We start from the raw sequence: 25,235 nt of genomic DNA, 5'->3' as shown, positions 1-25,235 counted from the left end.
TCAGAGATCGACGGTCGAGCCAGCCGGCGGAGTCATGAGCGGGGTGCCATCGCCGGGCGCGGGCGGGGCTGCGCCACCCTGCTCGGGCGTCTGACCGCGCTCGAGCAGTTGCGGCAGCTCGGTCAGCGGCGGGGGCGGCGGCGCGTCGGCCTTGCGGCGGATCAGGATGTCGCCGTTCGGCTGGCGCTCGGGCGGCATCTCGTAATTCTGGATGTCGTCGATCAGCCCGCCCAGCTCCTCGAACATCGGCGAATATTCCTCGACCAGCCCGCCCATGTCGCGGGCCAGCCCCTCGAGATGCGGCTGGGCGCGGCTGAAGATGTTCTCCATCAGCTCATCGAGCGGCGAGGGCGCAGGTGCCGCCCCGCCGGGGGCGGCGTCGTCGGCGCGCGGCATCTCGAACGGGGTGGAAGGCGTCGGCGCGGGTGTCACCTGAGGGGTCTGCGGGGTCGCCGGCGCCGGGGTCTGGGCGGGCGCCGGGGCGGCGGCGAGCGTGGCCGCCAGCAGGGCGGCGAAACCGAGCGAGGCTGACGCGAGACGCGCGGCAGATGGGAGGGTCACGGCCCGGGTCTGGAAACGAAGCATCGGTGAGCCTTTCCTAGCGCTGCGGCGCGGACGCCGCCTTGCGTCAGAAACCGGCCCCGCCCCCCGCGGGTTCCCCGCCGCGCCGCGGGGGCGCGAAGCGGGCGCGGTAGCTGGCCCAGGCCGCGTTGATCGCGCGGGTGCGCGTCTCGGCCAGTCGCACCGCCTCGGGCGGCAGGCCGTGGGCCAGCGCCCGGTCGGGATGATTCTCGCGGATCAGCGCGCGGTAGCGGGCCCGCGCCTCGTCCAGCGGCGTGCCGTTCGGAATGCCCAGCACCTCGCAGGGCGGGCATCCGCGCTGCGGCAGGCGGCTGGCGCGGATCGCCTCGACCACCGGCTCGGGGATGGCGAAGATGCCCGCCACGGTGTCGAGGAACCGTTCCTCGCCCGGGTGCAGGTTGGGGTGGTCGGCGGTGGCGATCACGTAGAGCCCGTCGAGCACATCGACCAGCACCGGGTCGCCGGGCGGAAACATCCCCGCGATCCGGGCGGCCCAGAGGTCGAAGCCCGCCACGTCGCGGCGGGCGAGGTCGAAGACGTGGGCGGCGTGGCGTTCCTCGGTGCGCGGGATCTTGAAGATGCGGCGGAAGGCCGCGACCTCCTCGCGCGCCACCCGGCCGTCGGCCTTGGCGAGCTTGGCGCCGAGCGCGATGACCGCGATGGTGAAGGCGACCGAGCGCTCGGGCGGGACGGCCGCGCGCGGGCGGCCGATCATCGCCGCCAGCCGGTCGCCGATGCGCTGCCAGAACCCCCGCGGCGCCGGCAGGTGCGGCGCGCCGTCGGCGCGCCGGCCGGGGTCGCCGGCGGGGTGGGGGGTGTGGGTCAGCTCGTCCATCGGGGGCGAGGCTAGCCAAACCCTCGGCCCAGCGAAAGCGAAACCGGGAGGGCCCCGGCGGCACGTCTTCGTCAGACGAGGTCGCGCCGCAAGACCTCGACAATCCGCCCCGCGGCCTTGCCGTCGCCATAGGGCGAGATCCGCTGCGCCATCGCGGCATAGGCGGCGGGGTCGTCCAGAAGTTGTTGCGCCGCGGCCCGAATGGCGTCGGTCTGCGTGCCGACCAGCCGCGCGGCGCCCGCGGCCACTGCCTCGGGGCGCTCGGTCGTCTCGCGCAGGACCAGCACCGGCTTGCCCAGGGCCGGGGCCTCCTCCTGCACCCCGCCCGAGTCCGACAGGATCAGCGTCGCGCGGTCCATCACCGCCACGAAGGCGGCGTAGTCCAGCGGCTCGCACAGGATCACCCGGTCCATGCCGCCGAAGCGGTCCTGCACCACGCCGCGGACGTTCGGGTTGTGGTGGACCGGCAGCACCATCTGCAGGTCGGGGTTCGCCGCCATCAGCCCGGCCAGCGCGTCGCAGATCCGCCCGAGCGGGGCGCCGAAGTTCTCGCGCCGGTGCAGCGTCACGAGCAGCAGGCGCTTCGCCGGGTCGAGCGGCAACCCGCTGTCGGGTGCCAGCGCCACGGTGTGGTGCAGCGCGTCGATCACGGTGTTGCCGGTGACGTGGATCGCCTCGGGCCGGTAGCCCTCGGCCGCCAGCCGGTCGGCTGCGGTCCGGGTGGGCGCGAAGTGCCAGCGCGTCAGGTGGCTGGCGACGACGCGGTTCATCTCTTCGGGGAAGGGGTTGAGGATGTCGCCGGTCCGCAGCCCCGCCTCGACATGGCCGACCGGGATGCGGTCGTAGAAGGCCGCGAGCGCGGTGGCGAGCACGGTCGTCGTGTCGCCCTGCACCAGCACCGCGTCGGGACGCTCGGCCGTAAGCACCCGCTCGAGCGCGATGAGCAGACGGCCGGTCAGCCCGGTGAGGGTCTGGCCGGGCTGCATGATGTCGAGGTCGATGTCGGGCACGATGCCGAAGAGCCCGAGCACCTGGTCGAGCATCTGCCGGTGCTGCGCGGTGGCGAGCACCCGGCAGTCGAGGTCCGGGTCGGCCTTCAGCGCCTGGATCACCGGCGCCATCTTGATCGCCTCGGGGCGGGTGCCGACGGTCACCAGCACGGTCTTGCGGGTCAAGGCCGGTGGTCCTTCTCGATCAGCGCCACGGCGCGGTCGTAAAGCATCATGTCCTGGGCGTTCGCCGCCTCGATCCGGCGGCGCAGCGCCGGGGGCAGCGCGCCGAGCAGCGCCTCGACCCGCGCATCCGTCGTCTGGCCGTGGTTGTCGGTGACGTTCTTGCGGGTGTCGTCGGGCAGGGCGAGGGGCAGGCCGAAGCCCGCGAGAATGTCGGCGAAGCGCCCCACGTCGGCCTCGAACGCCTCGGTGCGGCCGAGCAGCTCGACCCCGGCGAGGGTCCGCAGCGCGGTCGACAGGTCGTAGCTCAACCCCGCCGGGCCACGCCGCAGCAACGGGCGCGAACGCGGCACGCCCGAGAAGAAGCGGGTCTGCGCATTCGACACATGGACGATCTCGGACGGCGTCGACAGGCAATGGTCAAGCCAGCCGGCGAAGTCGTGCTGGCGCGCCGCCTCGGCCGTGCTGGTGGTGTCGAGGCTGTCGGCCAGCTCGACATACTCCCCCCGCGCCTCGAGGACGCGCACCCGCTCCTCGCGCGGCAGATGCGCGAGCGGGGTGCCGTCGTCGGCGTCGGGACCGCGCTTGAAGCGGTAGATCGAGGCAATGCGCAGGAAGGGGTTCCGCACGAAGATGGCGCTGAGGGGGCGGTAGTCGAGCGAACTCGGCGGCGGCAGGGTGATCTGGTGGGACGAGAACGCGACCGCCGCCGGACGGCGCAGGATGATCCGGTCGAGCTGCTCCTGATCGATCGAGAAGAACGGGTAGGGGCCGTCGAAGCTTTCGTGCCGGTCACCGAAATTGTGGCTGAGCACGTGGTCGAAGGACGTGCCCGCGTTCTTGTAGATGTGGTAATGCAGGATGATCGTGCGCTGGCTCATCGCCTATCCCCTGTCGAGCGTCGAGGCCGGCCGCCCCTCGCGGTAGCGGTGCGGCACCCAGGCCCCCCAGCGCGCCTCGTAAAGCGCCTTGTTGCGCTGGAACAGCGCCTGTTTCTCGCCCGAGGGCAGGGCGTCGAAGGTGGCCGACAGGTGGTGGTGGCAGAACGCATCCTCGGCCAGCCCGGTGGCGAGCCCCGCCTCATGGAAAGTCGCGCAGTGGTCGTCGTCCTCGAACATCCCGCGGCCGTAGATCTCGGGCAGCAGCCCCAGCCGGTCCAGGTCGGCGCGGCGGAACATGGCGCAGAAATAGGCGCAGACGGCGATCGGCGTCCACTGGCCGCGATGCCCGGTGGCGAGGTCGCGGGCGGCGTGGGCCATCTGGTCCATGTCGGCGTAGGCGATCTCGATCCGCGCCTCGTTGCCGATGTTGTTGGTCATCGGCCCGACGATCCCCAGCTCGGGGTTGCGCTGCAGATGCCGGACCATCGCCAGCAGCGCGCCGGGCGCGAGGAAGGTGTCGTTGTTCAAAAGCAGCACGAACTCGCCCGTGGCGGCGCGGATGCCGGCGTTGTTGCCGCGGGCGAACCCCAGGTTCTCGCCGTTCTCGACCAGCCGGATGCGGTCGTCGGCGGCGGCGCGGTCGCGCAGGACGGCCAGCACCTCGGGCGCCGAGCCGTTGTCGACCAGCACCACCTCGAGGTTCGGATAGACCTCGCCGGTGCCGAGCATGGCGTGCAGCGCGGCCAGCGTCATGTCGGTGTCGGCGCCGTAATGCAGGACCACGACCGACAGCTTCGGCTCGCGCCCCATCTCGGCCAGCATGTCGGCGGCGCGGAAGCGCCAGTCGTTGTCGAGCGCGTATTGCCGCAGCCGGGCGCCGAAGTCCGGGTCGCGGGCGAGCGGCGCGGCGCGGCGGATCTGCTCGGCAAAGCCCTTGGCGTCCGAGGCGCGGAACACCAGATCGCCCGCCCGCGCCAGCTCGGGCAGCGGGGTCGAGACGGTCGGGCGCTTCACCGCCGAGTATTCGTAGAACTTGACCGGGTCGCAGGCCTTGATGATCGGCAGAAGCTGGAACGGGATGATCAGCACGTCCATCTGCCGGTGGAACGCGGGCACGTCGGCGTAGGGGATCTCGCCGTGCAGCGTCACGTTCGCCAGCGCGTCGAGCCGCATCGGCGCCTCGGCGGTGACCGCGCCGCAGAGGTGGATGTCGAAGTCGGGATTGTCGCGCGCCATCCGCTCGAGCAGGTCGGTGTCGAACCACTCGGCGATGGCGCCGACGTAGCCCACCCGGATCGTCCCCGGGCGCAGCCGGCCCTCGAGCCAGCGCGGCGCGGGCACCTCGTCGGGGTCGCGGGTGAAGTGGCTCACATCGGTGCCGTTGCGCACCATCGCCACCCGGCGCGCGGCCCCGAACTTGTCGAAGAGATACTGCGAGCTGACGATCATCTTGTCGGCCCGCTCGATCATGTCGAGCTCGGCCTCGAGGACATGGGCCTCGGTGTTCGAGAAGCCGCCGATGTCGTCCATGCAGTCGAAGGTGATCTGGTACTCGGGCGAGAGGTGCCGGGCGAGGTGCCACCAGTAGGGATGCTCGACCACCACATGGGCCACGGGGGTGCTGCCGACGGCATCGGCGAAGGCGTGGAAATGCCCGACCCAGGCCCGCGCCGCGTCGGGCGAGGGCACGCCGGTATAGGCGGCAAGGCCCCGCATCCCGCGGTTCGGCAGCCGGACCACATGGACCCCGGGCGCGACCGCGCGCACCGTACCCTCGCGCGGGTTCGTCTCCATCTCGAGGAAGAAGACGCGGTGCCCGGCGGCCGCCATCTCGGTCGCCAGGTGCTGCGGGCGCTGGGTGCGGAAATCCCAGTTGATGATCGACAGGATGAAGATGTCGGGCTTGCCCGGGGCGCCCGGGGGGACCGCCGCATAGGCCTGGGCCGGGGCGGCCTCGGACGGCAGTGGGACGAAGGCCAGCCCGCGGGGGATCCCGCCCGGCACCGGCAGGCGGCGCTTCAGCCGCTCGACCAGCGCCCCGGGCATCGCCCGGCGCAGCGCCCGCCCGCCCACCGAATAGGCCCGGCGGTAGAGCGGCTTGAGGATCGTGCGGCGCTCGAGTTCCAGAAACGCGCGGGTCTCGTTCAGAAGCTGGTCCGAGGCGGCGATGTGGGCGCTGGCATGGGCGAGGCGGTCCTGAAGGTCCTCGATGACGGCCCAGCGATCATCCGCGAGCGCGGTCATCTCGTCGCGCTGCGCCTCGGTCGCGGTCAGAAGCGCCAGGTGGGCGTCGCGCATCTGCTCGGCCTCGGCGAGGCTCAGCCGCAGACTGTCGGCGCTTGCGGCGGCGGCGTCGCGCTGCGCCTCGGTCGCAGCAAGGCGCTGGGTGACCGCGGCCACGGCCCCGTCACGCTGCGCCTCGGCAGCGGCGAGTTGCCGCTCCATCTCGGCGGACAGTTCGTCGCGCTGCGCCTCGGTGGCGGTCAGCCGCTCGGTGAGGGCGGCGGCGATCTGCTCGCGCTGGCGCTCGGTCGCGGCCAGCCGCTCGGTCAGGGCCGCGACCGCCGCCTCGCGCTGCGCCTCGGTGGCGGCAATGTGGCGCTGGAGGTCGGCGGCGTCGGCCAGCCGCGCCTCGACGTCCTGGCCCAGCTGCTCGATGCGCGCGTCACGCGCTGCCAGCGTTTCGGCATCGGCGACGAGGCGTTGCCCGTGGATCGCCTCGACCCCGCGGGCGGCGGCCGAGAGCGTGTCGAAGCGCGCACGGAAGGGGGCGAGGGCGGGGGCGTCGGGGACGGTGCCGGCGTCGGCGGCCCCGCGCAGAAGGGCAAAGACCTCGGCGGCGAGCGTCGCGATGGCGCCCTCGGCAGCGTCGGTGTCGCCGCGCCCGTGGACGGCGTCAGGCTGGAACGCCTCGCCCACCAGCGCGCGGGCGGCGGCGGGGACCGGCGTTCCGATCAGCCCGGCGATGCGGTCGAGCGTCGCGTCGGGCGCGGCGGTCCAGTCGGGGAACACCACGAGCGCGCGGGGCAGGCCCGCGCTTGCTTCGAGTGCGCCGAGCGTATGGGCGAGCCACGAGAGGATGGCGGCGTCGGGGTCCATCCCGTCGCGGCGGGCCAGCGAATGGGCGGCCTCGCGCGGGTCGCGCAGGGCGATCAGCACCGCCGCGCGGGTGCCGCGCGCCTCGGCCCAGGCGCGCCACAGCGGCAGGGTCAGCGACAGCCGCGGGTCCTTGACCATGATCCGGTGCGCGTCGCCGAAGCTGGTGGCGATGGCGGCGTCGATCTGCGCAAATAGCGCGTCGTCGGACGGCGGCAGCGCGGGCGTTCCGATCCGCTGCCAGAGCGCCCCGGCCCGGGCGAGAATCGCGTCGTTCAGCGCGACGACCGCCAGCGGCTCGAAATGCCCGCGCGGGTTGTCGGAGGCGGGACCGCCCCGGTCCTGCGGCAGCGTGAGCCCGAGGGCGCCGCAGCATTCGCCCAGAAACGAGGTGCCGCTGCGATGCATCCCGGCGACGAAGAGAGCGAACTCGGGGCTGTGCAAGATGGTGTGATCCGCGTGAGATGCTGAGGCGTCGGCTTATCCATGGTTGCGCAAACTATCAACATGTCGCCTTTGGCGCGCGCGCATTCCCGCCGAGCAAAGTCGCGTGATCTTTGGGTCTTGGCGCCCCATCCGCAACGCAGCGGGGGCGGCGCCGTGCCGCCCCCGTATTGCGGGTCATTCCCCGGGCAGGCGTCCCGGGGTGCCCCTGTGGCTCAGGCCTCGCCTTCGGCCCTGAGCCCGTCGAACACCCGCGTCAGCGCCGCGTCCAGCTTTTCGAACATCTCGTCCATCTGCGCGTCGGTCAGGATGAACGGCGGGCAGAGCACGATCGACTGCCCGAGCGGCCGGCAGATCAGCCCGAGGTCGGTGCAGGTGTTGGCGATCCGTTCGCTCACCGAGAGCTTGCCGGGGAAGGGCTCTTTCGTCTCGGCGTTCTTGACCGCCTCGAGCGCCCACATGTAGCCGATCCCGCGCAGCTCGCCGATGTTGGCGTGCTTCTGCATGATCCGGCGCAGCCCCGCCTCCATCCGCGGGGCGCCCTTGACCACGTTCTCGGCCAGCCCCTCGTTCATCACCACGTCGATGGCCTTGAGCGCGATGGCGCAGCCGACCGGGTGGCCCGAGGCGGTGAAGCCGTGCGGGAACTCCTCGATCGCCTCGATGGCGGTGTCGAGCCGGTCCGACAGCTCCGGCCCGAGGATCACCGCGCCCATCGGGAAGAGCCCGGCGGTCAGGTTCTTCGAGCTGATGATCGCATCGGGCGTGAAGCCGTAGGTCTCGCAGCCCCAGGTCGAACCGGTGCGGCCGAAGCCGCAGATCACCTCGTCCGAGATCAGCGGGATGCCGTGCTTCTTCAGGATCGGCTGGATGGCCTGGAAATACCCCTCGGCCGGCGGGATCACCCCGCCCGCGCCCTGCACCGGCTCGGCGAAGAAGCCGGCGATGGTGTCGGCGCCTTCACGGGCGATGGTGTCCTCGAGCTCGGCGGCGAGGCGGGCGACGAACTCGGCCTCGCTTTCGCCCGGGTTGCCGTAGCGCCAGAAATGCGGGCAGGTGAGGTGGATGAAGCCCTCGAGCGGCAGGCCGAAGACCTCGTTGTAAGGCTTGCCGGTCATCGACGCGCTGACCGCGGTGACGCCGTGATAGGCGTTCCAGCGGGTCAGGATCTTGCGCCGCTGCGGCTGGCCTTCGCTGCGGGCGAGGAACCACAGCATCTTCACCATGGTGTCGTTCGCCTCGGACCCCGAGTTGGTGTAGAACACCTTGCCGCGGGCGAAGGGCGAGACCTCGACCAGCTTTTCCGACAGCATCACCGTCTGGTCGGACATCCGGCCGAAGAAGGCGTGGTAGCCGGGGAAGCGGTCGTACTGCGCCTTGGCGGCCTCGATCAGGCCCTTGTGGTCGAAGCCCGCGACCATGTTCCAGAGCCCCGAGTTGGCGTCCAGCCACTTGCGGCCCTCGGTATCGAAGACATAGGGGCCTTCGCCGTGGGTCAGCACGATCGTGCCGCGGTCGTGCACGCTCGGCAGGTCGGTGAAGCCGTAAAGCGAATATTCCTCGGCCCGTGCGGCCCAGCTCTTGTCGTCCATGAGTGCCTCCAATGCGTTGGGCGCAGGGTAGCCGGGCGGCCGGGCGGGGGCAACGTGGGCCGCGGCGGCGGAATGGCCGGTCGTGCGGGCAGGGTGCCGGTGCGCGGGCTGGCACGGCCGGACCGGGGGTTTTCCACCCCCGGACCCCCGGAGGATATTTGGGTCCAGCCCGAGGGGCGCGGGCGAGGGTTCCGTTCGCGGGCTGTGGGTGCTATCAGCGCCCATCCCGCGACATCGAGAGCCCGCCCCCGGCCATGACCGACCAGAGCCCCAAACGCCTGTTCATCAAGACCTACGGGTGCCAGATGAACGTCTATGACAGCCAGCGCATGGCCGAGGCGCTGGGGGCCGAGGGCTATGTCGAGACCGACCGCGCCGACGACGCCGACATGGTGCTGCTCAACACCTGCCACATCCGCGAGAAGGCGGCCGAGAAGCTTTACTCCGACCTTGGGCGCCTGAAGCCGCTCAAGGCCGAGCGACCGGACCTCAAGATCGGCGTGGCGGGCTGCGTGGCGCAGGCCGAGGGTGACGAGATCATCCGCCGGATGCCGCTGGTCGATCTGGTCGTGGGCCCGCAGGCCTATCACCGCCTGCCCGCGATGGCGCGGGGCGAGGCGCCGGCGGTGGACACCGAGTTCCCGGCCGAGGACAAGTTCGACCACCTGCCCGAACGCCGCGCGACCCGCCGTCATCCGGCCGCCTTCCTGACCGTGCAGGAGGGCTGCGACAAGTTCTGCGCCTTTTGCGTCGTTCCCTATACCCGCGGCGCCGAGGTCAGCCGTCCGGCCGCGCGCATCCTGTCCGAGGCGCGCGATCTGGTGGCCCGCGGGGTGCGCGAGATCACGCTGTTGGGCCAGAACGTCAACGGCTGGCATGGCGAGGGCGCCGCGGGCCTGGGCGAGCTGATCCGGCAGCTGGGCGGCATCGAAGGGCTCGACCGCATCCGCTATACCACCAGCCACCCCAACGACATGGCCGACGACCTGATCGCCGCGCACCGGGACGTGCCGCAGCTCATGCCCTATCTGCATCTGCCGGTGCAGTCGGGGTCGGACCGGGTGCTCAAGGCGATGAACCGCAAGCACACGCGCGACGACTATCTGCGGCTCGTCGAGCGCATCCGGGCGGCGCGGCCGGACATCCTGCTGACCTCGGATTTCATCGCGGGCTTCCCGGGCGAGACGGACGAGGACCACGCCGACACGCTGCGGCTGATCGAAGAAGTGGGGTTCGGCACCGCGTTCTCCTTCAAGTATTCGCCGCGCCCGGGCACGCCCGCGGCCGGGCGGGCGCTGGTGCCTGAGGCGGTGGCGGATGCGCGGCTGCACGAGATGCAGGCGCTGCTCGCCCGCCAGCAGAAGGCGGTGCAGGAGGGGATGGTCGGGCGCACCCTCGGGGTGCTGTTCGAGAAGCCGGGGCGGATGCCCGGGCAGATGGTCGGCAAGTCGGACTATCTGCATTCGGTCTTCGTCCAGGCGCCCGAGGCGGCGGTGGGGGATCTGGTGCAGGTGCGCATCATCGCCAGCGCGCCGAACTCGCTGGAAGGGGTGCTGGACTAGAAGCCGTGGCTCAGCAGGACGATGGCGCGGAACAGCTCGTCACGGAACACCGCCGCCGAGCCCACCGCCTGTCCCAACCCGCGCGCCGGCACACCGGCCATCTGCGGCATGATCGCCAGCCACGCGCGGTCGTCGTGTTCAATGCGCGGTGTCAGCAGCGACACGTTGAGCCGCGGGGACAGCCGCAACATCGGCGCGACCAGCCGGCTCTCATGAATGTCCATCAGGTCGGTCTGCAGGTCGCCCGGATGTCGGCTGTCCCGCAGCCGGCTGGCCGCCCCGGCGTGGGCCGGGATGTGTATCGAGAAAGCGCATGGCGGCGTGGCCCGTCAACCCTGCCCGTCGGCCGGGTTGGTCGACCCGGCCCCTCAGCTTCCGCTAAAAGGTCGGATCCCCACACGGCCTCCTCGGCTCAGCCCCGATACGCCGCCGCGAACACCGGGGCGTAGATGTCGGCGAGACGGGCCACGGCCTCGCTGGCCGAGACCTCGACCGACTCGCCGGTCTTGCGGCTGGTCAGCTCGACCACGTTCGCGGCCAGGCCGCGCGGGCCGACGGTGATCCGCCACGGCAGGCCGATCAGGTCCATGGTGGCGAACTTGGCGCCCGCGCGTTCGTCGCGGTCGTCGTAGAGCACCTCGAGCCCGCGCGCGGTCAGCTCGCGCTCCAGCGCCTCGCAGGCGTTGTCGGTCGAGGCGTCGCCCTGCTTGAGGTTCACCAGCCCGACGTGGAACGGCGTGACCCCCTCCGGCCAGATGATGCCCTTGTCGTCGTGGCTCGCCTCGATGATCGCGCCCAGAAGGCGGCTGACGCCGATCCCGTGGCTGCCCATGTGGACCGGCACCCGCGCGCCGTCCGGGCCGACCACGGTCGCGCCCATCGGCTCGGAATACTTGGTGCCGAAATAGAAGATCTGCCCGACCTCGATCCCGCGGGCCGAGCGGCGGCGATCCTCGGGGATGGTCTCGAACACCGCCGGATCGTGGGTCTCGTCGGTGCGGGCGTAGCGCGAGGTGAACTCGTCCAGCACCGCGCGGCAGGCGGCGGCGTCGTCATAGTCGATGGCGCGGTCGCCGAAACGCAGATCGGTGATCTCGCTGTCATAGAAGACCTCGGATTCGCCGGTCTCGGCCAGCACGAGGAACTCGTGCGTGTCCTCGCCGCCGATGGGGCCCGAGTCGGCGCGCATCGGGATCGCCTGCAGGCCCATCCGCTCGTAGGTGCGCAGATAGCTGACCAGGTGGCGGTTATAGGCGTGCAGCGCGTCCTCCTTGGTCAGGTCGAAGTTGTAGCCGTCCTTCATCAGGAACTCGCGCCCGCGCATGACGCCGAAGCGGGGGCGGACCTCGTCGCGGAACTTCCACTGGATCTGGTAGAGCGTCAGCGGCAGGTCTTTGTAGCTGTTGACGTGGGCGCGGAAGATGTCGGTGATCATCTCTTCGTTGGTCGGCCCGAACAGCATGTCGCGGTCGTGGCGGTCCTTGATGCGCAGCATCTCCTGCCCGTAGTCGTCGTAGCGGCCGCTTTCGCGCCACAGGTCGGCCGACTGCATGGTGGGCATCAGGACCGGGATGTGCCCGGCGCGGCCCTGTTCCTCGTGCACGATCTGCTCGATCCGGCGCAGCACCTTGAGGCCGAGCGGGAGCCAGGAATAGATGCCCGCCGCCTGCTGCTTGATCATCCCCGCCCTGAGCATCAGCCGGTGGCTGACGATCTGCGCCTCGGAGGGGTTCTCTTTCAGGACAGGCAGGAAATAGCGCGTGAGACGCATGGGGCAGCACCTTGGATGATTGCCCGCCTGCGTTAGCGGATCGGGGCCGTCCCGGCAACGGCAAGGGACGGGCCGGGGGCGGATGCGCGAAGGGCCTTGCCCAAGACCCTTGCGCGCGAGGGGCGGGGACTGCATCACCGCAGGCATCGGGGCGAGGGCCCCCGGGACGGGATCGAGGGCGGGGACGCAGATGCAGATGTCGGCGACGAAACAGGCGCTCTGGTGGGGCGGCGCGGCGGCGGTGCTGCTGCTGGCGCTGTGGCTGCTGGGCGGGGCGATCCTGCCCTTCGTGCTCGGCATGGGGATCGCCTACATGCTCGACCCGGTGGCCGACCGGCTCGAGCGGGCGGGGCTCTCGCGCACGCTGGCGGTGGTGTTCATCACGCTGATCGTGGTGCTGGCGCTGGCGGCGCTGCTCTTGTGGCTCGGGCCGCTGCTGGTGCGGCAGGCGGGCCAGCTGGTCGAGTCGACCCCCGACCTGCTCAACAGCGTCCAGTCGATCGTGCGCAACCGCTTCCCCGAGTTCATGCCCGACGGCGGCATGATCGACACCGCGGTCGAGCAGATCCGCACCACGCTGACCAACTCGCTGGGCGGGCTGATGGGCACGCTTATGGGGTCGCTGCGCAGCGTGGTGGGGGTGTTCATGGTGCTGATCATCGCCCCGGTCGTGGCCTTCTACATGCTGCTCGACTGGGACCGGATGATCGAGCGCATCGACAACCTGCTGCCGCGTCAGCACGCGCCGACGATCCGCCGCATCTTCGCCCAGATCGACGACAGCGTGGCGGGGTTCGTGCGCGGCGAAGCGCTGGTGATCCTGATCCTCGCCACGCTCTATTCGACCGGGCTGATGCTGATCGGGCTGCCCTTCGGGATCGTCATCGGGGTGGCGGCGGCGCTCTTGTCCTTCATTCCCTATGTGGGCACGCTGGTCGGGGGTGTGCTGTCGATCGGGGTGGCGGTCGCGACCTTCTGGGGCGACTGGCCGCGGATCGGCGGGGTGGCGGCGATCTTTGCCGCCGGCCAGATGCTGGAAAGCAACGTGCTGCAACCCAAGATCGTCGGCGGCCATGTCGGACTGCACCCGGTCTGGCTGATGCTCTCGCTGTCGGTCTTCGGGGTGATGTTCGGCTTCCTCGGCCTGCTGATCGCGGTGCCGGTGGGGGCCGCGGTGGGCGTGATCGTCCGCTTCATGGCCGAGCAGTACAAGGAAAGCGCGCTCTACACTGGGCGTGAGGTGATGCCCGCGCCCGCGCCGCCGATGCTGGTCGAGATGGTCCCCCCGGGCACCACCGCCGAGGCGCGGCGCCGGTCCGAGGTCGCCCACCGTGCCGCCGCCGCCGAGGCGCGCGTGGACGAGGCCCGGTTCGAGGCGCGCGTCGCCGCCCGCGACGCCGCCCGCGCCGACGGGGCCCGGGTGGCCGAGGCGCGGATGGTCGTCCGCGGCGAGGGAGCCGAGGCTGCCGCCGCCGCCGAGTCCGACGCGCCCGAGGTCCGCACCTGGGGCGGCAAGACCCCCGACGGCACCGACCCCGCCGACCCCGAGGGTAAGGAGGCGCGCAAGGACGCCGCCGAGGACCGCGAGGAGGCCGACGACGCCCGGCGCGCGGCCGAGGCGTTCCGCGAGGGTCCGGTCCGGCCGGTGGCCGACGGCGTGCTCGAAGTTCCCATCGCCGACGTCCCGGCCGACCCGCGCGCCGAGGCCCGCCCGATCGCGGCGCCGCAGGAGGCGCCCGTCGCGCGCCCCGGCGACGCGCCGCGCGGCTGACGCGTGGCCCGCCAGCTCGCCCTCGATCTCGGCAGCGCACCGGCCCTCGGCCGGGGCGACTTCCTGCCCGCGCCGGCGAACGCCGCGGCGCTCTCGCTGGTGGACCGGCCGCAGGACTGGCCGCAGGGGCGGCTGCTGCTGGTCGGGCCGGAGGCCTCGGGCAAGTCCCACATCGCCGCCTTCTGGGCCGCCGAGCAGGGCGCCCAGCGGGTGCGCGCAGGCGCCCTGCGGGTCGAGGCGGTGGACTTGCTCGCCACCGAGCAGGGGGCGCTGGTGGTCGAGGACGCGCAGCGCGTCGCCACGGCGGCGGGGGCCGAGCAGGCGCTGTTTCACCTGTGGAACCTCGCCGCGGCGCGGGGGACGTGGCTTCTGCTCACCGCCCGCACCCCGCCGCGCGACTGGGGGCTGACGCTGCCCGACCTCGCCTCGCGGGTGCAGGCGATGGCGGCGGTGACGCTGGGCGCGCCGGACGAGGCGCTGCTCGGGGCGGTGCTGGTCAAGCTGCTGGGCGACCGGCAGCTCACCCCCGGCCCCGGGGTGATCGAGGCGCTGGTGCGGCGCATGGACCGCGACCTCGGCCTCGCCCGCCGGCTGGTTGCCGAGATCGACCGCGCCGCGTTGGCCGAAGGGCGCGCGGTCACGCGGCCGCTGGCGCTCGAGACGCTGGGGCGGTTGCAGGGGGCCGGTTGAGGGCGCGCACCCTTGAAACGCTGGCGCGCCGCGCCTCCCTTGCGCCGTTTCGGACCCTGGCGCGGGCCGCGCCACACCACGGGCAGCCCGGCCCAACGGTTTGACAGCCCCGGCCCGGCGGGCCACACGGGTTGGTGCGACCCCCCACTTGGCAAGCCGCCCGCAGAATCGATGACCCAGGCCGATTTCCTCACCTCGGACTTTCCCGCGCCGCGCAGCCTGCCCGACGGGCCGCCGGTCGGACCGGCCCGGTTCTTCAACCGCGAACTGTCGTGGCTCAGCTTCAACTGGCGAGTGCTGGACGAGGCCCGCAATCCGCGCGTGCCGCTGCTCGAGCGGCTGCGGTTTCTGTCGATCTCGGCCACCAACCTCGACGAATTCTACACCGTCCGCGTCGCCGGCCTGCGCGAGCTGGTGCGCGAGGGGAACACCTCGCCCTCGGACGACGGCCTGACCCCGGCCGACCAGCTCACCCTCATCAACGCCGATGCGCGCCGCCTGATGGACGCCCAGCAGACCGTCTGGAACCGCCTGCGCCGCGAGATGGAGGGCGAAGGGATCGTGATCCTGTCGCGCTCACGCGTGACCCGGGCCGAGGCCGCGTTCCTGCGCGAGCATTTCATGGCGCAGGTGTTCCCGGTCCTGACGCCGCTGGCGATCGACCCGGCGCACCCGTTCCCGTTCATCCCCAACACCGGCTTCTCGCTGGCGCTGGAACTCGCGCGCGAGTCGGACGGGCGGCAGATGCAGGCGCTGCTGCCGATCCCGGCCCAGCTCAAGCGCTTCATCCCGCTGCCGGGCGGGCAGCGGTTCCTGCGGCTCGAGGACCTGCTGCTGATGCATCTGTCGCGGCTCTTCCCCGGCTACCGCGACATCGGCCACTGCGCCTTTCGGGTGCTGCGCGACAGCGACCTCGAGGTCGAGGACGAGGCCGAGGACCTGGTGCGCGAGTTCGAGACGGCGCTGAAGCGGCGCCGCCGGGGCGACGTGATCCGCTGCAAGATCACCGAGGGCGCCCCCGACCGGCTGCGCCGCGCGATCATGCAGGAACTCGCGGTCGGCCCCGACGAGGTGGTCGAGGTCGAGGGGCTGCTGGGCATGGCCGACGTGCGCGAGCTGGTGCTCGACAGCCGCCGCGACCTGCAATGGCCGTCCTTCACCCCGCGGGTGCCCGAGCGGGTGCAGGACCACGACGGGGACATGTTCGCGGCGATCCGGCAAAAGGACATGCTGCTGCACCACCCCTACGAGACCTTCGACATGGTCATCCGCTTCCTGAGTCAGGCGGCGCGTGACCCGGACGTGGTGGCGATCAAGCAGACGCTCTACCGCACGAGCTGGGACAGCCCGGTCGTCTCGGCGCTGTGCGAGGCCGCCGAGGCGGGCAAGTCGGTGGTGGCGCTGGTGGAACTCAAGGCGCGCTTCGACGAGGCCGCCAACATCCGCCAGTCGCGGCGGCTGGAACGCTCGGGCGCGCACGTCGTCTATGGGTTCGTGAACTACAAGACCCACGCCAAGATCTCGACCGTGGTGCGGCGCGAGGGTGACCGGCTGGTGACCTATACCCACTACGGGACCGGCAACTATCACCCGATCACGGCGCGCATCTATACCGACCTGTCGCTCTTCACCTGCGACCCGGCGCTGGGGCGCGACGCGACCAAGGTCTTCAACTTCCTGTCCGGCTACGTCCAGCCCGAGGGGCTCGAGAACCTCGCCATCTCGCCCATCGACCTCAAGTCGCGGCTGCTCGAGCTGATCGGGCGCGAGGCGGACCTCGCCCGCCGCGGCCGCCCGGCCGCGATCTGGGCCAAGATGAACAGCCTGATCGAGCGCGACGTGATCGAGGCGCTCTATGCCGCCTCGGCCGCCGGGGTGAAGATCAACCTCGTGGTGCGCGGCATCTGCGGGCTGCGGCCGGGGATCGCGGGGTTGAGCGAGAACATCCGGGTCAAGTCGATCGTCGGGCGCTTCCTCGAACATTCGCGCATCGTCTGCTTCGGCAACGGCCACGGCCTGCCGTCCCGCAAGGCGCGGGTGTTCATCAGCTCGGCCGACTGGATGGACCGCAACCTGTCGCGCCGGGTCGAGACGCTGGTCGAGTGCCTGAACGACACCGTGAAGGCCCAGATCACCAGCCAGATCATGGCCGCCAACATGGCCGACGAGGCGCAGAGCTGGATCCTTCAGCCCGACGGGCGCTACCTGCGCTATCTGCCCGAGGGCCGGGACGATCTGTTCAACTGCCACCGCTTCTTCATGGACCACCCGTCGCTGTCGGGGCGCGGCAGCGCGGGCGCGGGGGACGTGCCGGCGCTGACCCACGGCACCGAGGGCAGCGGCGAGCCCTCGGGCGAGACCCCGGCCGAAGCGGCGGTCGAGGCCGCCGCCGAGCGCGCGGCCGCCCCCGCCGCGACGGCCGCCCCTGCCGCCGCCAAGACATCCGACCCGGACCGGGGCTGAGGCCCGGGCCGCCCACCACGCCACACGCGAGGAACACCAGGATGAACGTGACCACGACCTCGGGGCAGAAGGTCTCGCCCTTCGGCAAGGGCGGGCTGCCGGTGCGCCCGGCGCGCGAGCTGAAACGGGTGGGCGTGGTCGATGTCGGCTCGAACTCGATCCGCATGGTGGTGTTCGACGGTGCCGCCCGCAGCCCGGCCTATTTCTACAACGAGAAGGTCATGGCCGGGCTGGGGCAGGGGCTCGCCACCACCGGCCGGCTGAACCCCGAGGGCGTGGTGCGCGGCATGGCCGCGCTGCGGCGGTTTGCGGCGCTCGCCAAGGGGATGGGGATCGAGGCGCTGACCTGCGTCGCCACCGCCGCCGTGCGCGAGGCCGAGGACGGGCCCGCCTTCCACCAGGCCGTGGCGAAGGAGACCGGCCTCAAGCTGATCGTGATCGACGGCGAGGAAGAGGCGCGGCTGTCGGCGCAGGGGGTGCTGCTCGGCTGGCCCGACGCGCGCGGGCTCGTCTGCGACATCGGCGGCAACTCGATGGAGCTGGCCGAGGTCGGCGACGGCGCCATCGGCCGGCGCGCGACCTCTCCGCTCGGGCCGTTCCGCCTGCAGCAGGTCGAGGCGAAGGACCTCAAGAAGCACATCTCGCGGATCGTCGGCGGGCTGGCCGAAAGCTTCGGCACCGATCACGAGCGGCTCTATCTCGTCGGCGGCTCGTGGCGGGCCATCGCCCGGCTTGATATGGAGCGGCGGGCCTATCCGATGACGGTGCTGCACGAATACCGCATGACCCCCGAGGACGTGCTGGCGACCGTCAAGTGGATCGGCGAGCAGAGCCTCGCCGACCTCAAGTCGCGCACCGGCATCGGCTCGGGCCGGATCGAGCTGGTGCCGCTGGCGATGCAGGTGCTGCGCGAGCTGGTCTCGACCCTCGCGCCGCCCGAGATCGCCATCAGCTCCTACGGGATCCGCGAGGGGCTGCTTTACGAGCAGATGTCCGACAGCATCCGCAAGCGCGATCCGCTGATCGAGGCGGCGCGGTTCACCGAGCGGCAGATGGCGCGCATCCCCGGCTCGGGCAAGAAGCTCTACCAGTTCCTGTCGCCGCTGTTTGCGGATGCGCCGCCCTCGCACGAGCGGCTGATCCGGGCCGCCTGCCTCCTGCACGACACGAGCTGGCGGGCGCACCCGGACTATCGGGCCGAGGCCTGCTTCGACAACGTGACGCGCGCCAATCTCGCGGCGCTCAGCCACCCCGAGCGGGTGTTCCTGGGGCTCGCGCTTCTGCACCGCTACAAGAACAGCCGGGCCGGGTCGGCGATGGCGCCGCTCTTCACGCTGCTCGACGAGGCGCAGATCCGCGACGCCGAGACGCTGGGCAAGGCCATGCGGTTCGGGGCGATGTTCTCGGTCGGCGACCCATCCGAGGCGGGCGAGCTGATCCTCGACCGCGAGGCCAAGCGCCTGACCCTCAAGCTGACCCGCACCGGCCGGGCGCTGATGGGTGAGGTCGCGGCGGCGCGGTTCCAGTCGCTCTGCAGCGCAATGGGGGTCGAGTGCGTGGTGCAGTGAGCGCTGCGCTTTCAGCACATCTTCCCGAGGTCACGGCGCCGTGATTGTCTTCCGCCGCTAACGCCGGAGAGATCATGGAAAACCTGGGGCTTTTGTTGCCGATTCTGGCGGTGTTTGGCGTGGCCACACTCGCCGACGCCTTCCGCGACGATAACGATGACGATGACGATGTGGCGCCGGAGCCCGAGCCCGGGCCTGACCCGGAGCCTGAGCCCGAGCCGGAGCCCGAACCTGAGCCTGAGCCGGAACCCGAGCCCGAGCCTGAGCCGGAACCCGAGCCCGAGCCTGAACCCGGCGACTCGCCCACGATCGTCGACGGTGCCGAGGTCTATCGCGGCACCGACGGCCCCGACGACGTGCGGGCCTATGGCGACGGCGGCGACGTGGACGGGCGTGGTGGGGACGACCACCTCGTGTCGGGCGACGGCGCCACGCGCCTGGCGGGCGGCGACGGCGACGACGACATCGAGGGGATGCGCAGCCGGCTTGCCGACTCGCCGACCTCGTTCGACCTGCACGAGTGGCGGGTGGACGACGCGGCCGACACGCTGGACGGTGGGGCCGGGGACGACAGCATCCAGTTCTCGCAGCTCGATCTGGTCACCGGCGGCAGCGGTGAGGACGAGCTGGAGGGTTGGGTGACCCCCGCCGACACCGGCCCGGCCGTGGTCGGCGACTTCGCGCAGGGCGAGGATCACCTGTCGCTGGTGGTCGAGGACGAGAGCGCCTCGATCCAGGACTTCGGCGCCCGGTTCGAGGTGGTCGAGTCGGACGGCAGCACCGAGATCCTGCTGGACGGCACCCATGTCGTCACCCTGACGGGCGCGACCGGCCTGACGATCCGCCTGTCCGAGAACGGCGAGGGGCCGTATTACGACCTGAACGGCAACCGCACCGACGAACCGGCGGACGTGACCCTCACGACCTGGCAGAACGTCTATTGACCTGACGCGGCGGCTCGCTGCGACAGGCGACCGCGACGAGGGCCGCCCCGAGGGGCGGCCCTTTCCGTTGCGGACGTGGCTTGGCGGTCCGGCGAAACGACCTCTGCAGGAGAGGCCATTGCCCGCAATCCGGCGGTGGGCTCCTTCCTCAAGCCCCGGTGCAGGATTGAAGCCGATCTCGCTGCGTCGTCAGCCGGCATCATCGAGTCACGCGAGCGGGCCGGGCACCATCCACCCCCACACCGCATCAGGGATAGGCATCCACCCCGGTTGCCCCGCCCCACCAAAGAAAAAGGCCGCCCCGAGGGGCGGCCTTTCCTGTCCAGCCGTCAGACGGCCGGGCGGGACATCACATCATGTCCATGCCGCCCATGCCGCCCATGCCGCCGCCCATGCCGCCGGCGGCAGCCTTGGGCTCGGGCTTCTCGGCGATCATCGCTTCGGTGGTGATCAGCAGGCCGGCCACCGACGCGGCGTCCTCGAGCGCGGTGCGGACGACCTTGGCCGGGTCGATCACGCCGAACTTGAACATGTCGCCATATTCTTCGGTCTGGGCGTTGAAGCCGAAGCTCTTGTCCTGGCTCTCGCGGACCTTGCCCGCGACCACCGCGCCGTCGACGCCGGCGTTCTCGGCGATCTGGCGCATCGGGGCCTCGAGGGCGCGGCGGACCAGCGCGATGCCGGCGTTCTGGTCGGCGTTCTCGCCCTCCAGACCTTCCAGCGCCTTGCCGGCCTGCACCAGCGCGACGCCGCCACCGACCACGACACCTTCCTGCACCGCGGCGCGGGTCGCGTTCAGCGCGTCATCGACGCGGTCCTTGCGCTCCTTCACCTCGACTTCGGTCATGCCGCCGACGCGGATGACGGCGACGCCGCCGGCGAGCTTCGCCACGCGCTCCTGCAGCTTTTCCTTGTCGTAGTCCGAGGTGGTTTCCTCGATCTGCTGGCGGATCTGCGCCACGCGGGCCTCGATCTCGGCCTTCTCACCCGACCCGTCGACGATGGTCGTGTTGTCCTTGTTGATCGAGACCTTCTTGGCGCGGCCCAGCATGTCGATGCCGACATTCTCGAGCTTCATGCCCAGGTCTTCCGAGATCACCTGGCCGCCGGTCAGGATCGCGATGTCCTGCAGCATGGCCTTGCGGCGGTCGCCGAAGCCCGGCGCCTTGACGGCTGCGACCTTCAGCCCGCCGCGCAGGCGGTTGACGACCAGCGTGGCCAGCGCCTCGCCCTCGACATCCTCGGCCACGATCAAGAGCGGCTTCTGGGTCTGGATGACGGCTTCCAGCAGCGGGACCATCGGCTGCAGCGACGAGAGCTTCTTCTCGTGCAGCAGGATGTAGGCGTCCTCGAGCTCGGCCACCATCTTGTCGGGGTTGGTCACGAAGTAGGGCGAGAGATAGCCGCGGTCGAACTGCATCCCCTCGACGACTTCGACCTCGGTCTCCATCCCCTTGTTCTCTTCGACGGTGATGACACCCTCGTTGCCGACCTTCTGCATCGCCTCGGCGATCTGCTCGCCGATGAACTTCTCGCCGTTGGCCGAGATGGTGCCGACCTGGGCCACTTCGGCCGAGTCCGAGACCGGGCGGGCGGCCGACTTGATCGACTCGACGACGCGCGCGGTGGCCAGATCGACGCCGCGCTTGAGGTCCATCGGGTTCATGCCGGCGGCGACGGCCTTGAGGCCTTCCTTGATGATCGCCTGGGCGAGCACGGTGGCGGTGGTGGTGCCGTCCCCGGCCTCGTCATTGGTGCGCGAGGCGACTTCGCGGACCATCTGCGCGCCCATGTTCTCGAACTTGTCCGAGAGCTCGATTTCCTTGGCGACCGAGACGCCGTCCTTGGTGATGCGCGGGGCGCCGAACGACTTGTCGATCACCACGTTGCGGCCTTTCGGGCCGAGCGTGACCTTGACCGCATCCGCGAGGATGTTGACGCCCTTGAGCATCCGGTCGCGGGCGTCGGTGTTGAACTTGACTTCCTTGCCAGCCATTTATCTCTTCCTTGTCAGAGGGTTGTAAGCGCTACCTGCGAGGGATCAGCCGATGATCCCGAGGATGTCGCTTTCCTTCATGATGAGCAGCTCTTCGCCGTCCAGCGTCACTTCGGTGCCCGACCACTTGCCGAACAGGATGCGGTCGCCGGCCTTGACCGAGGGGGCGATCAGCTCGCCCGAGTCCTTGCGGGCGCCTTCGCCCACCGAGACGATCTCGCCTTCCGAGGGCTTTTCCTTGGCGCTGTCGGGGATGATCAGCCCGCCCTTGGTCTTTTCGTCCGACTGGACGCGGCGGACCAGGACGCGGTCGTGAAGCGGCTTGAATGCCATCGTGAACACTCCGGTTATTCAGGTTGCAGTGTTGCGTGCTGTTGGCACTCGATTGGGGTGAGTGCCAATGGCCGCGATGTAGGGGCCGGATCCGGGCCTGTCAACGGGGCGTGATCGCGGCGGGCGGGCTGATCAGCGCGGATCGCGGCCGGCGGGACGGCGCCCGGACGGGGTGGACCTCAAGGCGGCGCGGGGCCATGCTGCGGCGAAAGCCAGGGCGCGAGCGGGGTGCGCAGATGAGTTGGCACGAGCGGATGTGGGGGGCGGTGGTCGGGGCGCTTGCGGCCTGCGCGGTCGCCTCGGCCGGGGCGGCGGCCACCGCCGATCCGCCGCCCGGCGTGGCTCAAGCCGTGCCCGCGGAGGACGCGCCGCCGGCCGTCTGCGCCGGCGCCGACCTGATGCAGAGCCTGCCGGCCGAGACCCGCGCCCGCATCGACGCCGCGGTCGCCGCCACGCCCTATGCGCAGGGCACCCGCTTCACCGCCCGCAAGGGCGACGCGCGGATCGAGATCATCGGCACCTATCACTTCGACGACCCCCGCCACGACCCGATGGTCGCGGCCCTGACGCCGGTCATCGCCTCGGCCGACGCGATGCTGGTCGAGGCCGGACCCGATGAGGAGAAGCGCCTGACCGCCGCACTTGCCCGCGACCCGTCGCTGATGGTGGACACCGAGGGGCCGACGTTGCCCGAACGGCTCGGGGACGCGGCGTGGCGCGAGCTGGGCGAGGCCATGTCCGCGCGCGGGATGCCGCCCGTCATGGTCAGCCGACTGCGGCCCTGGTACGTCTCGATGATGCTGGGGATCTCGCCCTGCATGATGGGCCAGATCAAGGCGCGGGGCGACACCGCGGGCCTCGACCACCGGCTGATGCAGGTCGCGGCCGACGCGGGCGTGCCGGTCCGCGCGCTCGAGCCGTGGGACACGGTGCTGACCCTCTTCGACGGCATGAGCGACGCCGAAGAGCTGGACATGATCCGCGCCGCGCTGCCCGCCGCGCGGCTGGCCGAAGACTATGCGACGACCACGATCGAGGCGTATTTCCGCGGCGACATCTGGGCGATCTGGGAGTTCGGGCGGCTGGACGCCTATGACCACGCCGGGATGGACCGCGCGAGCGTCGACCGGCAGGTGCAACTGGCCGAGGACCGGCTGATGACCGGCCGCAACCTGGGCTGGATCGCGCCGTTGACCGAGGCCGCGACGGCCGCGGCGGCGCGCGGCAAGCCGGTGGTCGCGGCCTTCGGGGCGCTGCACCTGCCGGGCGAGGACGGGGTGCTGCGGCTTCTCGAACGGGACGGGTGGACGATCACGGCAGGGGGCGCGTCATGAGCCGCAGCGAGAACCGATGGGCCGACGAGACGGCGTGGTGGACGATGGGCGCGGCCGAGGCGCGGCGCCGGATGCACCCCGCCTGCGTGATGATCCTGCCCCGCGGCATCCTGCAGGGCCGCGACATCCTGTCGGCGCTCGACGGCCCGCGGTGGGAGGGGGTGACGCTGGGCGAGCGCCGCTTCGTCGAGACCGAGGACTGCATCGTGCTGGCCTATCGCGTCGCGGCCAGTCGCGGCGGGCGCGCCTACCGCGCCTTCTGCAGTTCGACCTGGGTGCGCCAGCACGAGGACTGGCAGATGATCGAGCACCAGCAGACGCCGTTGGCCGAGGACTGAGGGTTGCGCGGCTCGCTGCGCCGCCACGCGCGGTTTCACGGCGCCTTCGCCGCGGGGCTGGCGGCGGCGCTGCTGGGCGGCGCGCTGACGCCGACCGACCGCATCCTGATCGGGGCGGACCTCTTCTTCGTCGTCTATTTGGTGGCCACCGCCATCTGGATGCGGGGCCGCAGCGGCGACGACCTGCGGGCGCATTTCGCCGACGCCGACGAGGGCGGGGCGCTGATCGTGCTGATGGCGACGGGCGCGGTCGGGGTCAGCCTCTATGCCATCGCCCAGACGGTGCTCGCCTCGGCCGATCCGGGGGCGCTGCGGCTGCGCCCGGTGCTGGCGCTCGGGGCGGTGCCGCTGGGCTGGGCGACGGTCCACGCGGTCATGGCCTTTCACTATGCGCGGATGTTCTACACCCCCGACCGGGACGCGGGCAGGGCAGCGGGCGGGACGGCAACCCAAACGGGCGCGCGCGACAGCGGCGGGCTCGACTTTCCCGGCGGCCCCGCGGCGCCGGGCCCGTGGGAGTTCCTCTATTACAGTTTCACCCTCGGGATGACGGCGCAGACCTCGGACGTGGGCCTGACCTCGACGCCCTTCCGGCGGGTGACGCTGGCGCACTCGGTGCTCACCTTCTTCTATAATGCGGTGATCGTGGCGCTGGCCGTCAACGCCGGCCTTGCGCTGGGGCAGGGGGGCTAGGCGCCCGGACGCGCCCGGCGCCGCCTGAGGGGACGGAACGGCGCCCCATGCCTCAAGGGCTCCCCGGTCCTCCGCCGCAGGCTCTCGCTCACACCCCTCTGCCGCTTGAGCCGCACGCGGCCCGCGCCTATAACCCGCGCCGACCCGTTTTGCGCAAAGGCTGTCTCACATGATCCAGGTTCTCGGCCACAAGGCCCCCGACACCGACTCGACCGGCTCGCCGCTGATCTGGGCGTGGTACCTGTCCGAAGTCCGCAAGACCCCGGCCAAGGCCGTGCTGCAGGGGACGCCGAACACCGAGGCCGTGTGGATGCTGGGCCGCTGGGGGCTGGACCTGCCCGAGGTGATCGCCGACCTCGCGCCCGGCGACCAGTGCGTGATCGTCGACACCAACAACCCGGCCGAGCTGCCCGCTGGCATCAACGACGCCGAGGTGATCGAGATCATCGACCACCACCTGCTCGCCGGCGGGATCAAGACCCGGCTGCCGATCAACATCACCATCCGCCCGCTGGCCTGCACCGCGACGATCATGCACGACCTGATCGGCGGCGACCTCGACCGGGCGCCGGCGTGGGTCAAGGGCGTGATGCTGACCTGCATCCTGTCCGACACGCTCGAGTTCCGCTCGCCCACCACCACGCCGCATGACCGCTGGGTGGCCGAGAAGCTGGCCGGCGAGCTCGGCCTCTCGATCCCCGAATACGCCACCGAGATGTTCACCGCGAAATCGGACGTCTCGTCCTTCTCGGACGCGGCGCTGCTGAAGATGGACAGCAAGGAATACGAGCTCGGCGGCAAGCAGATGCGGATCTCGGTGCTCGAAACCACCGCCCCGCAGGTGCTGCTCGATCGCAAGGCGGCACTGCTGGCCGCCATGCCGGGCGTCGCGGCCGAGGACGGCGCCGACGAGGTGATGCTGTTCATCGTCGACATCCTGAACGAGCGCTCGACCCTGCTGGTCCCCAACGACTTCGTGCGCGCCGTCGCCGCCGCGTCCTTCGGCGTCCCGGTCGAGGGCGACAGCGTGATCCTTCCCGGGATCGTCAGCCGCAAGAAGCAGATCATCCCGGCGCTGAAGCTCTGAGGACGACCGCCGGCGTGGGGGTGTCCGACCCCCACACCCCGCAAGACATCCGCCGCGCCTCGACGGTGCGGCCAGCAAAGGGG

The 25,235-nt window shown here is 71.2% G+C and carries 20 protein-coding genes; 10 read left to right on the top strand and 10 right to left on the bottom strand.

Going from position 1 to position 25,235, the window contains the following annotated elements:
* The 6 genes from HGN31_RS16365 to HGN31_RS01200 form a co-directional block, all read right to left on the bottom strand.
* Nucleotides 1-585, bottom strand: coding sequence for a hypothetical protein (locus HGN31_RS16365; RefSeq protein ID WP_244961085.1), 585 nt, complete (start codon nucleotides 583-585; stop codon nucleotides 1-3).
* A gap of 43 nt (nucleotides 586-628) precedes the next feature.
* The gene (locus HGN31_RS01220) at nucleotides 629-1,417 is read right to left on the bottom strand and encodes a TerB family tellurite resistance protein (RefSeq protein WP_081969332.1); all 789 of its coding nucleotides are present in this window, start codon (nucleotides 1,415-1,417) and stop codon (nucleotides 629-631) included.
* Nucleotides 1,418-1,488: 71 nt separating this feature from the next.
* Nucleotides 1,489-2,592 carry a non-hydrolyzing UDP-N-acetylglucosamine 2-epimerase gene (gene wecB, locus HGN31_RS01215; RefSeq protein ID WP_168782088.1) on the bottom strand — a complete coding sequence of 368 codons (1,104 nt, stop codon included), beginning with the start codon at nucleotides 2,590-2,592 and terminating at the stop codon, nucleotides 1,489-1,491.
* Entirely contained in the window at nucleotides 2,589-3,470 is an 882-nt protein-coding gene (locus HGN31_RS01210; RefSeq protein ID WP_168782087.1) for a sulfotransferase family 2 domain-containing protein, read from the bottom strand. The genes wecB and HGN31_RS01210 overlap by 4 nt, the downstream gene beginning before the upstream one ends.
* Before the next feature lie 3 nt (nucleotides 3,471-3,473).
* Complete coding sequence (locus tag HGN31_RS01205; protein ID WP_168782086.1) at nucleotides 3,474-7,010, bottom strand: glycosyltransferase; 3,537 nt, start codon at nucleotides 7,008-7,010, stop codon at nucleotides 3,474-3,476.
* A gap of 215 nt (nucleotides 7,011-7,225) precedes the next feature.
* Entirely contained in the window at nucleotides 7,226-8,602 is a 1,377-nt protein-coding gene (locus HGN31_RS01200; RefSeq protein ID WP_036705771.1) for an aminotransferase, read from the bottom strand.
* 254 nt (nucleotides 8,603-8,856) lie between these two features.
* On the opposite strand from HGN31_RS01200, the gene miaB reads away from it, so the two are divergent.
* Nucleotides 8,857-10,164 carry a tRNA (N6-isopentenyl adenosine(37)-C2)-methylthiotransferase MiaB gene (gene miaB, locus HGN31_RS01195; RefSeq protein ID WP_168782085.1) on the top strand — a complete coding sequence of 436 codons (1,308 nt, stop codon included), beginning with the start codon at nucleotides 8,857-8,859 and terminating at the stop codon, nucleotides 10,162-10,164.
* Here miaB and HGN31_RS01190 read toward each other — a convergent pair.
* Together HGN31_RS01190 and proS are read right to left on the bottom strand one after the other, a co-directional pair.
* On the bottom strand, nucleotides 10,161-10,388 hold the full coding sequence (locus HGN31_RS01190; RefSeq protein ID WP_168782084.1) for a CcdB family protein: 228 nt from the start codon (nucleotides 10,386-10,388) through the stop codon (nucleotides 10,161-10,163). The two genes, miaB and HGN31_RS01190, sit on opposite strands and share 4 nt — an antisense overlap.
* A gap of 188 nt (nucleotides 10,389-10,576) precedes the next feature.
* Nucleotides 10,577-11,935, bottom strand: coding sequence for a proline--tRNA ligase (gene proS / locus HGN31_RS01185; protein WP_168782083.1), 1,359 nt, complete (start codon nucleotides 11,933-11,935; stop codon nucleotides 10,577-10,579).
* Between the two features lie 190 nt (nucleotides 11,936-12,125).
* Here proS and HGN31_RS01180 point away from each other — a divergent pair, with 190 nt between their 5' ends.
* The 5 genes from HGN31_RS01180 to HGN31_RS01155 all read left to right on the top strand — a co-directional run bounded on the left by HGN31_RS01180 (nucleotide 12,126) and on the right by HGN31_RS01155 (nucleotide 19,371).
* Nucleotides 12,126-13,706 carry an AI-2E family transporter gene (locus tag HGN31_RS01180; protein ID WP_168782082.1) on the top strand — a complete coding sequence of 527 codons (1,581 nt, stop codon included), beginning with the start codon at nucleotides 12,126-12,128 and terminating at the stop codon, nucleotides 13,704-13,706.
* A gap of 3 nt (nucleotides 13,707-13,709) precedes the next feature.
* Nucleotides 13,710-14,396, top strand: coding sequence for a P-loop NTPase family protein (locus HGN31_RS01175; RefSeq protein WP_168782081.1), 687 nt, complete (start codon nucleotides 13,710-13,712; stop codon nucleotides 14,394-14,396).
* A gap of 171 nt (nucleotides 14,397-14,567) precedes the next feature.
* Nucleotides 14,568-16,859, top strand: coding sequence for an RNA degradosome polyphosphate kinase (locus HGN31_RS01170; RefSeq protein WP_081969511.1), 2,292 nt, complete (start codon nucleotides 14,568-14,570; stop codon nucleotides 16,857-16,859).
* A 41-nt stretch (nucleotides 16,860-16,900) separates the two neighbouring features.
* Nucleotides 16,901-18,427 (top strand): Ppx/GppA family phosphatase, encoded by a 1,527-nt coding sequence (locus HGN31_RS01165; protein WP_036702040.1) that lies wholly within the window; start codon nucleotides 16,901-16,903, stop codon nucleotides 18,425-18,427.
* 74 nt (nucleotides 18,428-18,501) lie between these two features.
* On the top strand, nucleotides 18,502-19,371 hold the full coding sequence (locus tag HGN31_RS01155) for a hypothetical protein (protein WP_211096313.1): 870 nt from the start codon (nucleotides 18,502-18,504) through the stop codon (nucleotides 19,369-19,371).
* A gap of 349 nt (nucleotides 19,372-19,720) precedes the next feature.
* Here the strand turns inward: HGN31_RS01155 and groL are convergent, their stop codons facing one another.
* Nucleotides 19,721-21,367 (bottom strand): chaperonin GroEL, encoded by a 1,647-nt coding sequence (gene groL / locus HGN31_RS01150; RefSeq protein WP_168782079.1) that lies wholly within the window; start codon nucleotides 21,365-21,367, stop codon nucleotides 19,721-19,723.
* A gap of 45 nt (nucleotides 21,368-21,412) precedes the next feature.
* Nucleotides 21,413-21,700, bottom strand: coding sequence for a co-chaperone GroES (locus tag HGN31_RS01145; protein WP_036702044.1), 288 nt, complete (start codon nucleotides 21,698-21,700; stop codon nucleotides 21,413-21,415).
* 236 nt (nucleotides 21,701-21,936) lie between these two features.
* Here HGN31_RS01145 and HGN31_RS01140 point away from each other — a divergent pair, with 236 nt between their 5' ends.
* From HGN31_RS01140 to HGN31_RS01125, 4 genes are all read left to right on the top strand, one after another.
* Nucleotides 21,937-23,034, top strand: coding sequence for a TraB/GumN family protein (locus HGN31_RS01140; RefSeq protein WP_168782078.1), 1,098 nt, complete (start codon nucleotides 21,937-21,939; stop codon nucleotides 23,032-23,034).
* Nucleotides 23,031-23,372 carry a DUF4440 domain-containing protein gene (locus HGN31_RS01135; protein WP_168782077.1) on the top strand — a complete coding sequence of 114 codons (342 nt, stop codon included), beginning with the start codon at nucleotides 23,031-23,033 and terminating at the stop codon, nucleotides 23,370-23,372. Before HGN31_RS01140 ends, HGN31_RS01135 begins: the two co-directional genes overlap by 4 nt.
* A 3-nt stretch (nucleotides 23,373-23,375) precedes the next feature.
* Nucleotides 23,376-24,065, top strand: a complete 690-nt coding sequence (locus tag HGN31_RS01130) for a DUF1345 domain-containing protein (RefSeq protein ID WP_036731281.1) — start codon at nucleotides 23,376-23,378, stop codon at nucleotides 24,063-24,065.
* Between the two features lie 169 nt (nucleotides 24,066-24,234).
* Nucleotides 24,235-25,152 (top strand): manganese-dependent inorganic pyrophosphatase, encoded by a 918-nt coding sequence (locus tag HGN31_RS01125; protein ID WP_168782076.1) that lies wholly within the window; start codon nucleotides 24,235-24,237, stop codon nucleotides 25,150-25,152.
* Nucleotides 25,153-25,235: the final 83 nt, after the last annotated feature.

Source organism: Paracoccus sanguinis, assembly GCF_012689545.1.
In the GTDB taxonomy this organism is placed as follows: Bacteria; Pseudomonadota; Alphaproteobacteria; order Rhodobacterales; family Rhodobacteraceae; genus Paracoccus; species Paracoccus panacisoli.
The sequence above is the reverse complement of the archived record's forward strand: the minus strand, read 5'-3'. Positions and strand labels throughout refer to the sequence as shown.

What these genes read in the sequence shown, in the direction of transcription:
- HGN31_RS01135 (WP_168782077.1), top strand. Translation starts at nt 23,031, where the DNA reads ATGAGCCGCAGCGAGAACCGATGGGCCGACGAGACGGCGTGGTGGACG.
- HGN31_RS16365 (WP_244961085.1), bottom strand. Translation starts at nt 585, where the DNA reads ATGCTTCGTTTCCAGACCCGGGCCGTGACCCTCCCATCTGCCGCGCGT.
- HGN31_RS01145 (WP_036702044.1), bottom strand. Translation starts at nt 21,700, where the DNA reads ATGGCATTCAAGCCGCTTCACGACCGCGTCCTGGTCCGCCGCGTCCAG.
- HGN31_RS01165 (WP_036702040.1), top strand. Translation starts at nt 16,901, where the DNA reads ATGAACGTGACCACGACCTCGGGGCAGAAGGTCTCGCCCTTCGGCAAG.
- HGN31_RS01125 (WP_168782076.1), top strand. Translation starts at nt 24,235, where the DNA reads ATGATCCAGGTTCTCGGCCACAAGGCCCCCGACACCGACTCGACCGGC.
- HGN31_RS01210 (WP_168782087.1), bottom strand. Translation starts at nt 3,470, where the DNA reads ATGAGCCAGCGCACGATCATCCTGCATTACCACATCTACAAGAACGCG.
- HGN31_RS01190 (WP_168782084.1), bottom strand. Translation starts at nt 10,388, where the DNA reads ATGGACATTCATGAGAGCCGGCTGGTCGCGCCGATGTTGCGGCTGTCC.
- miaB (WP_168782085.1), top strand. Translation starts at nt 8,857, where the DNA reads ATGACCGACCAGAGCCCCAAACGCCTGTTCATCAAGACCTACGGGTGC.
- HGN31_RS01170 (WP_081969511.1), top strand. Translation starts at nt 14,568, where the DNA reads ATGACCCAGGCCGATTTCCTCACCTCGGACTTTCCCGCGCCGCGCAGC.
- HGN31_RS01180 (WP_168782082.1), top strand. Translation starts at nt 12,126, where the DNA reads ATGCAGATGTCGGCGACGAAACAGGCGCTCTGGTGGGGCGGCGCGGCG.
- HGN31_RS01200 (WP_036705771.1), bottom strand. Translation starts at nt 8,602, where the DNA reads ATGGACGACAAGAGCTGGGCCGCACGGGCCGAGGAATATTCGCTTTAC.
- HGN31_RS01155 (WP_211096313.1), top strand. Translation starts at nt 18,502, where the DNA reads ATGGAAAACCTGGGGCTTTTGTTGCCGATTCTGGCGGTGTTTGGCGTG.
- HGN31_RS01140 (WP_168782078.1), top strand. Translation starts at nt 21,937, where the DNA reads ATGAGTTGGCACGAGCGGATGTGGGGGGCGGTGGTCGGGGCGCTTGCG.
- proS (WP_168782083.1), bottom strand. Translation starts at nt 11,935, where the DNA reads ATGCGTCTCACGCGCTATTTCCTGCCTGTCCTGAAAGAGAACCCCTCC.
- HGN31_RS01220 (WP_081969332.1), bottom strand. Translation starts at nt 1,417, where the DNA reads ATGGACGAGCTGACCCACACCCCCCACCCCGCCGGCGACCCCGGCCGG.
- groL (WP_168782079.1), bottom strand. Translation starts at nt 21,367, where the DNA reads ATGGCTGGCAAGGAAGTCAAGTTCAACACCGACGCCCGCGACCGGATG.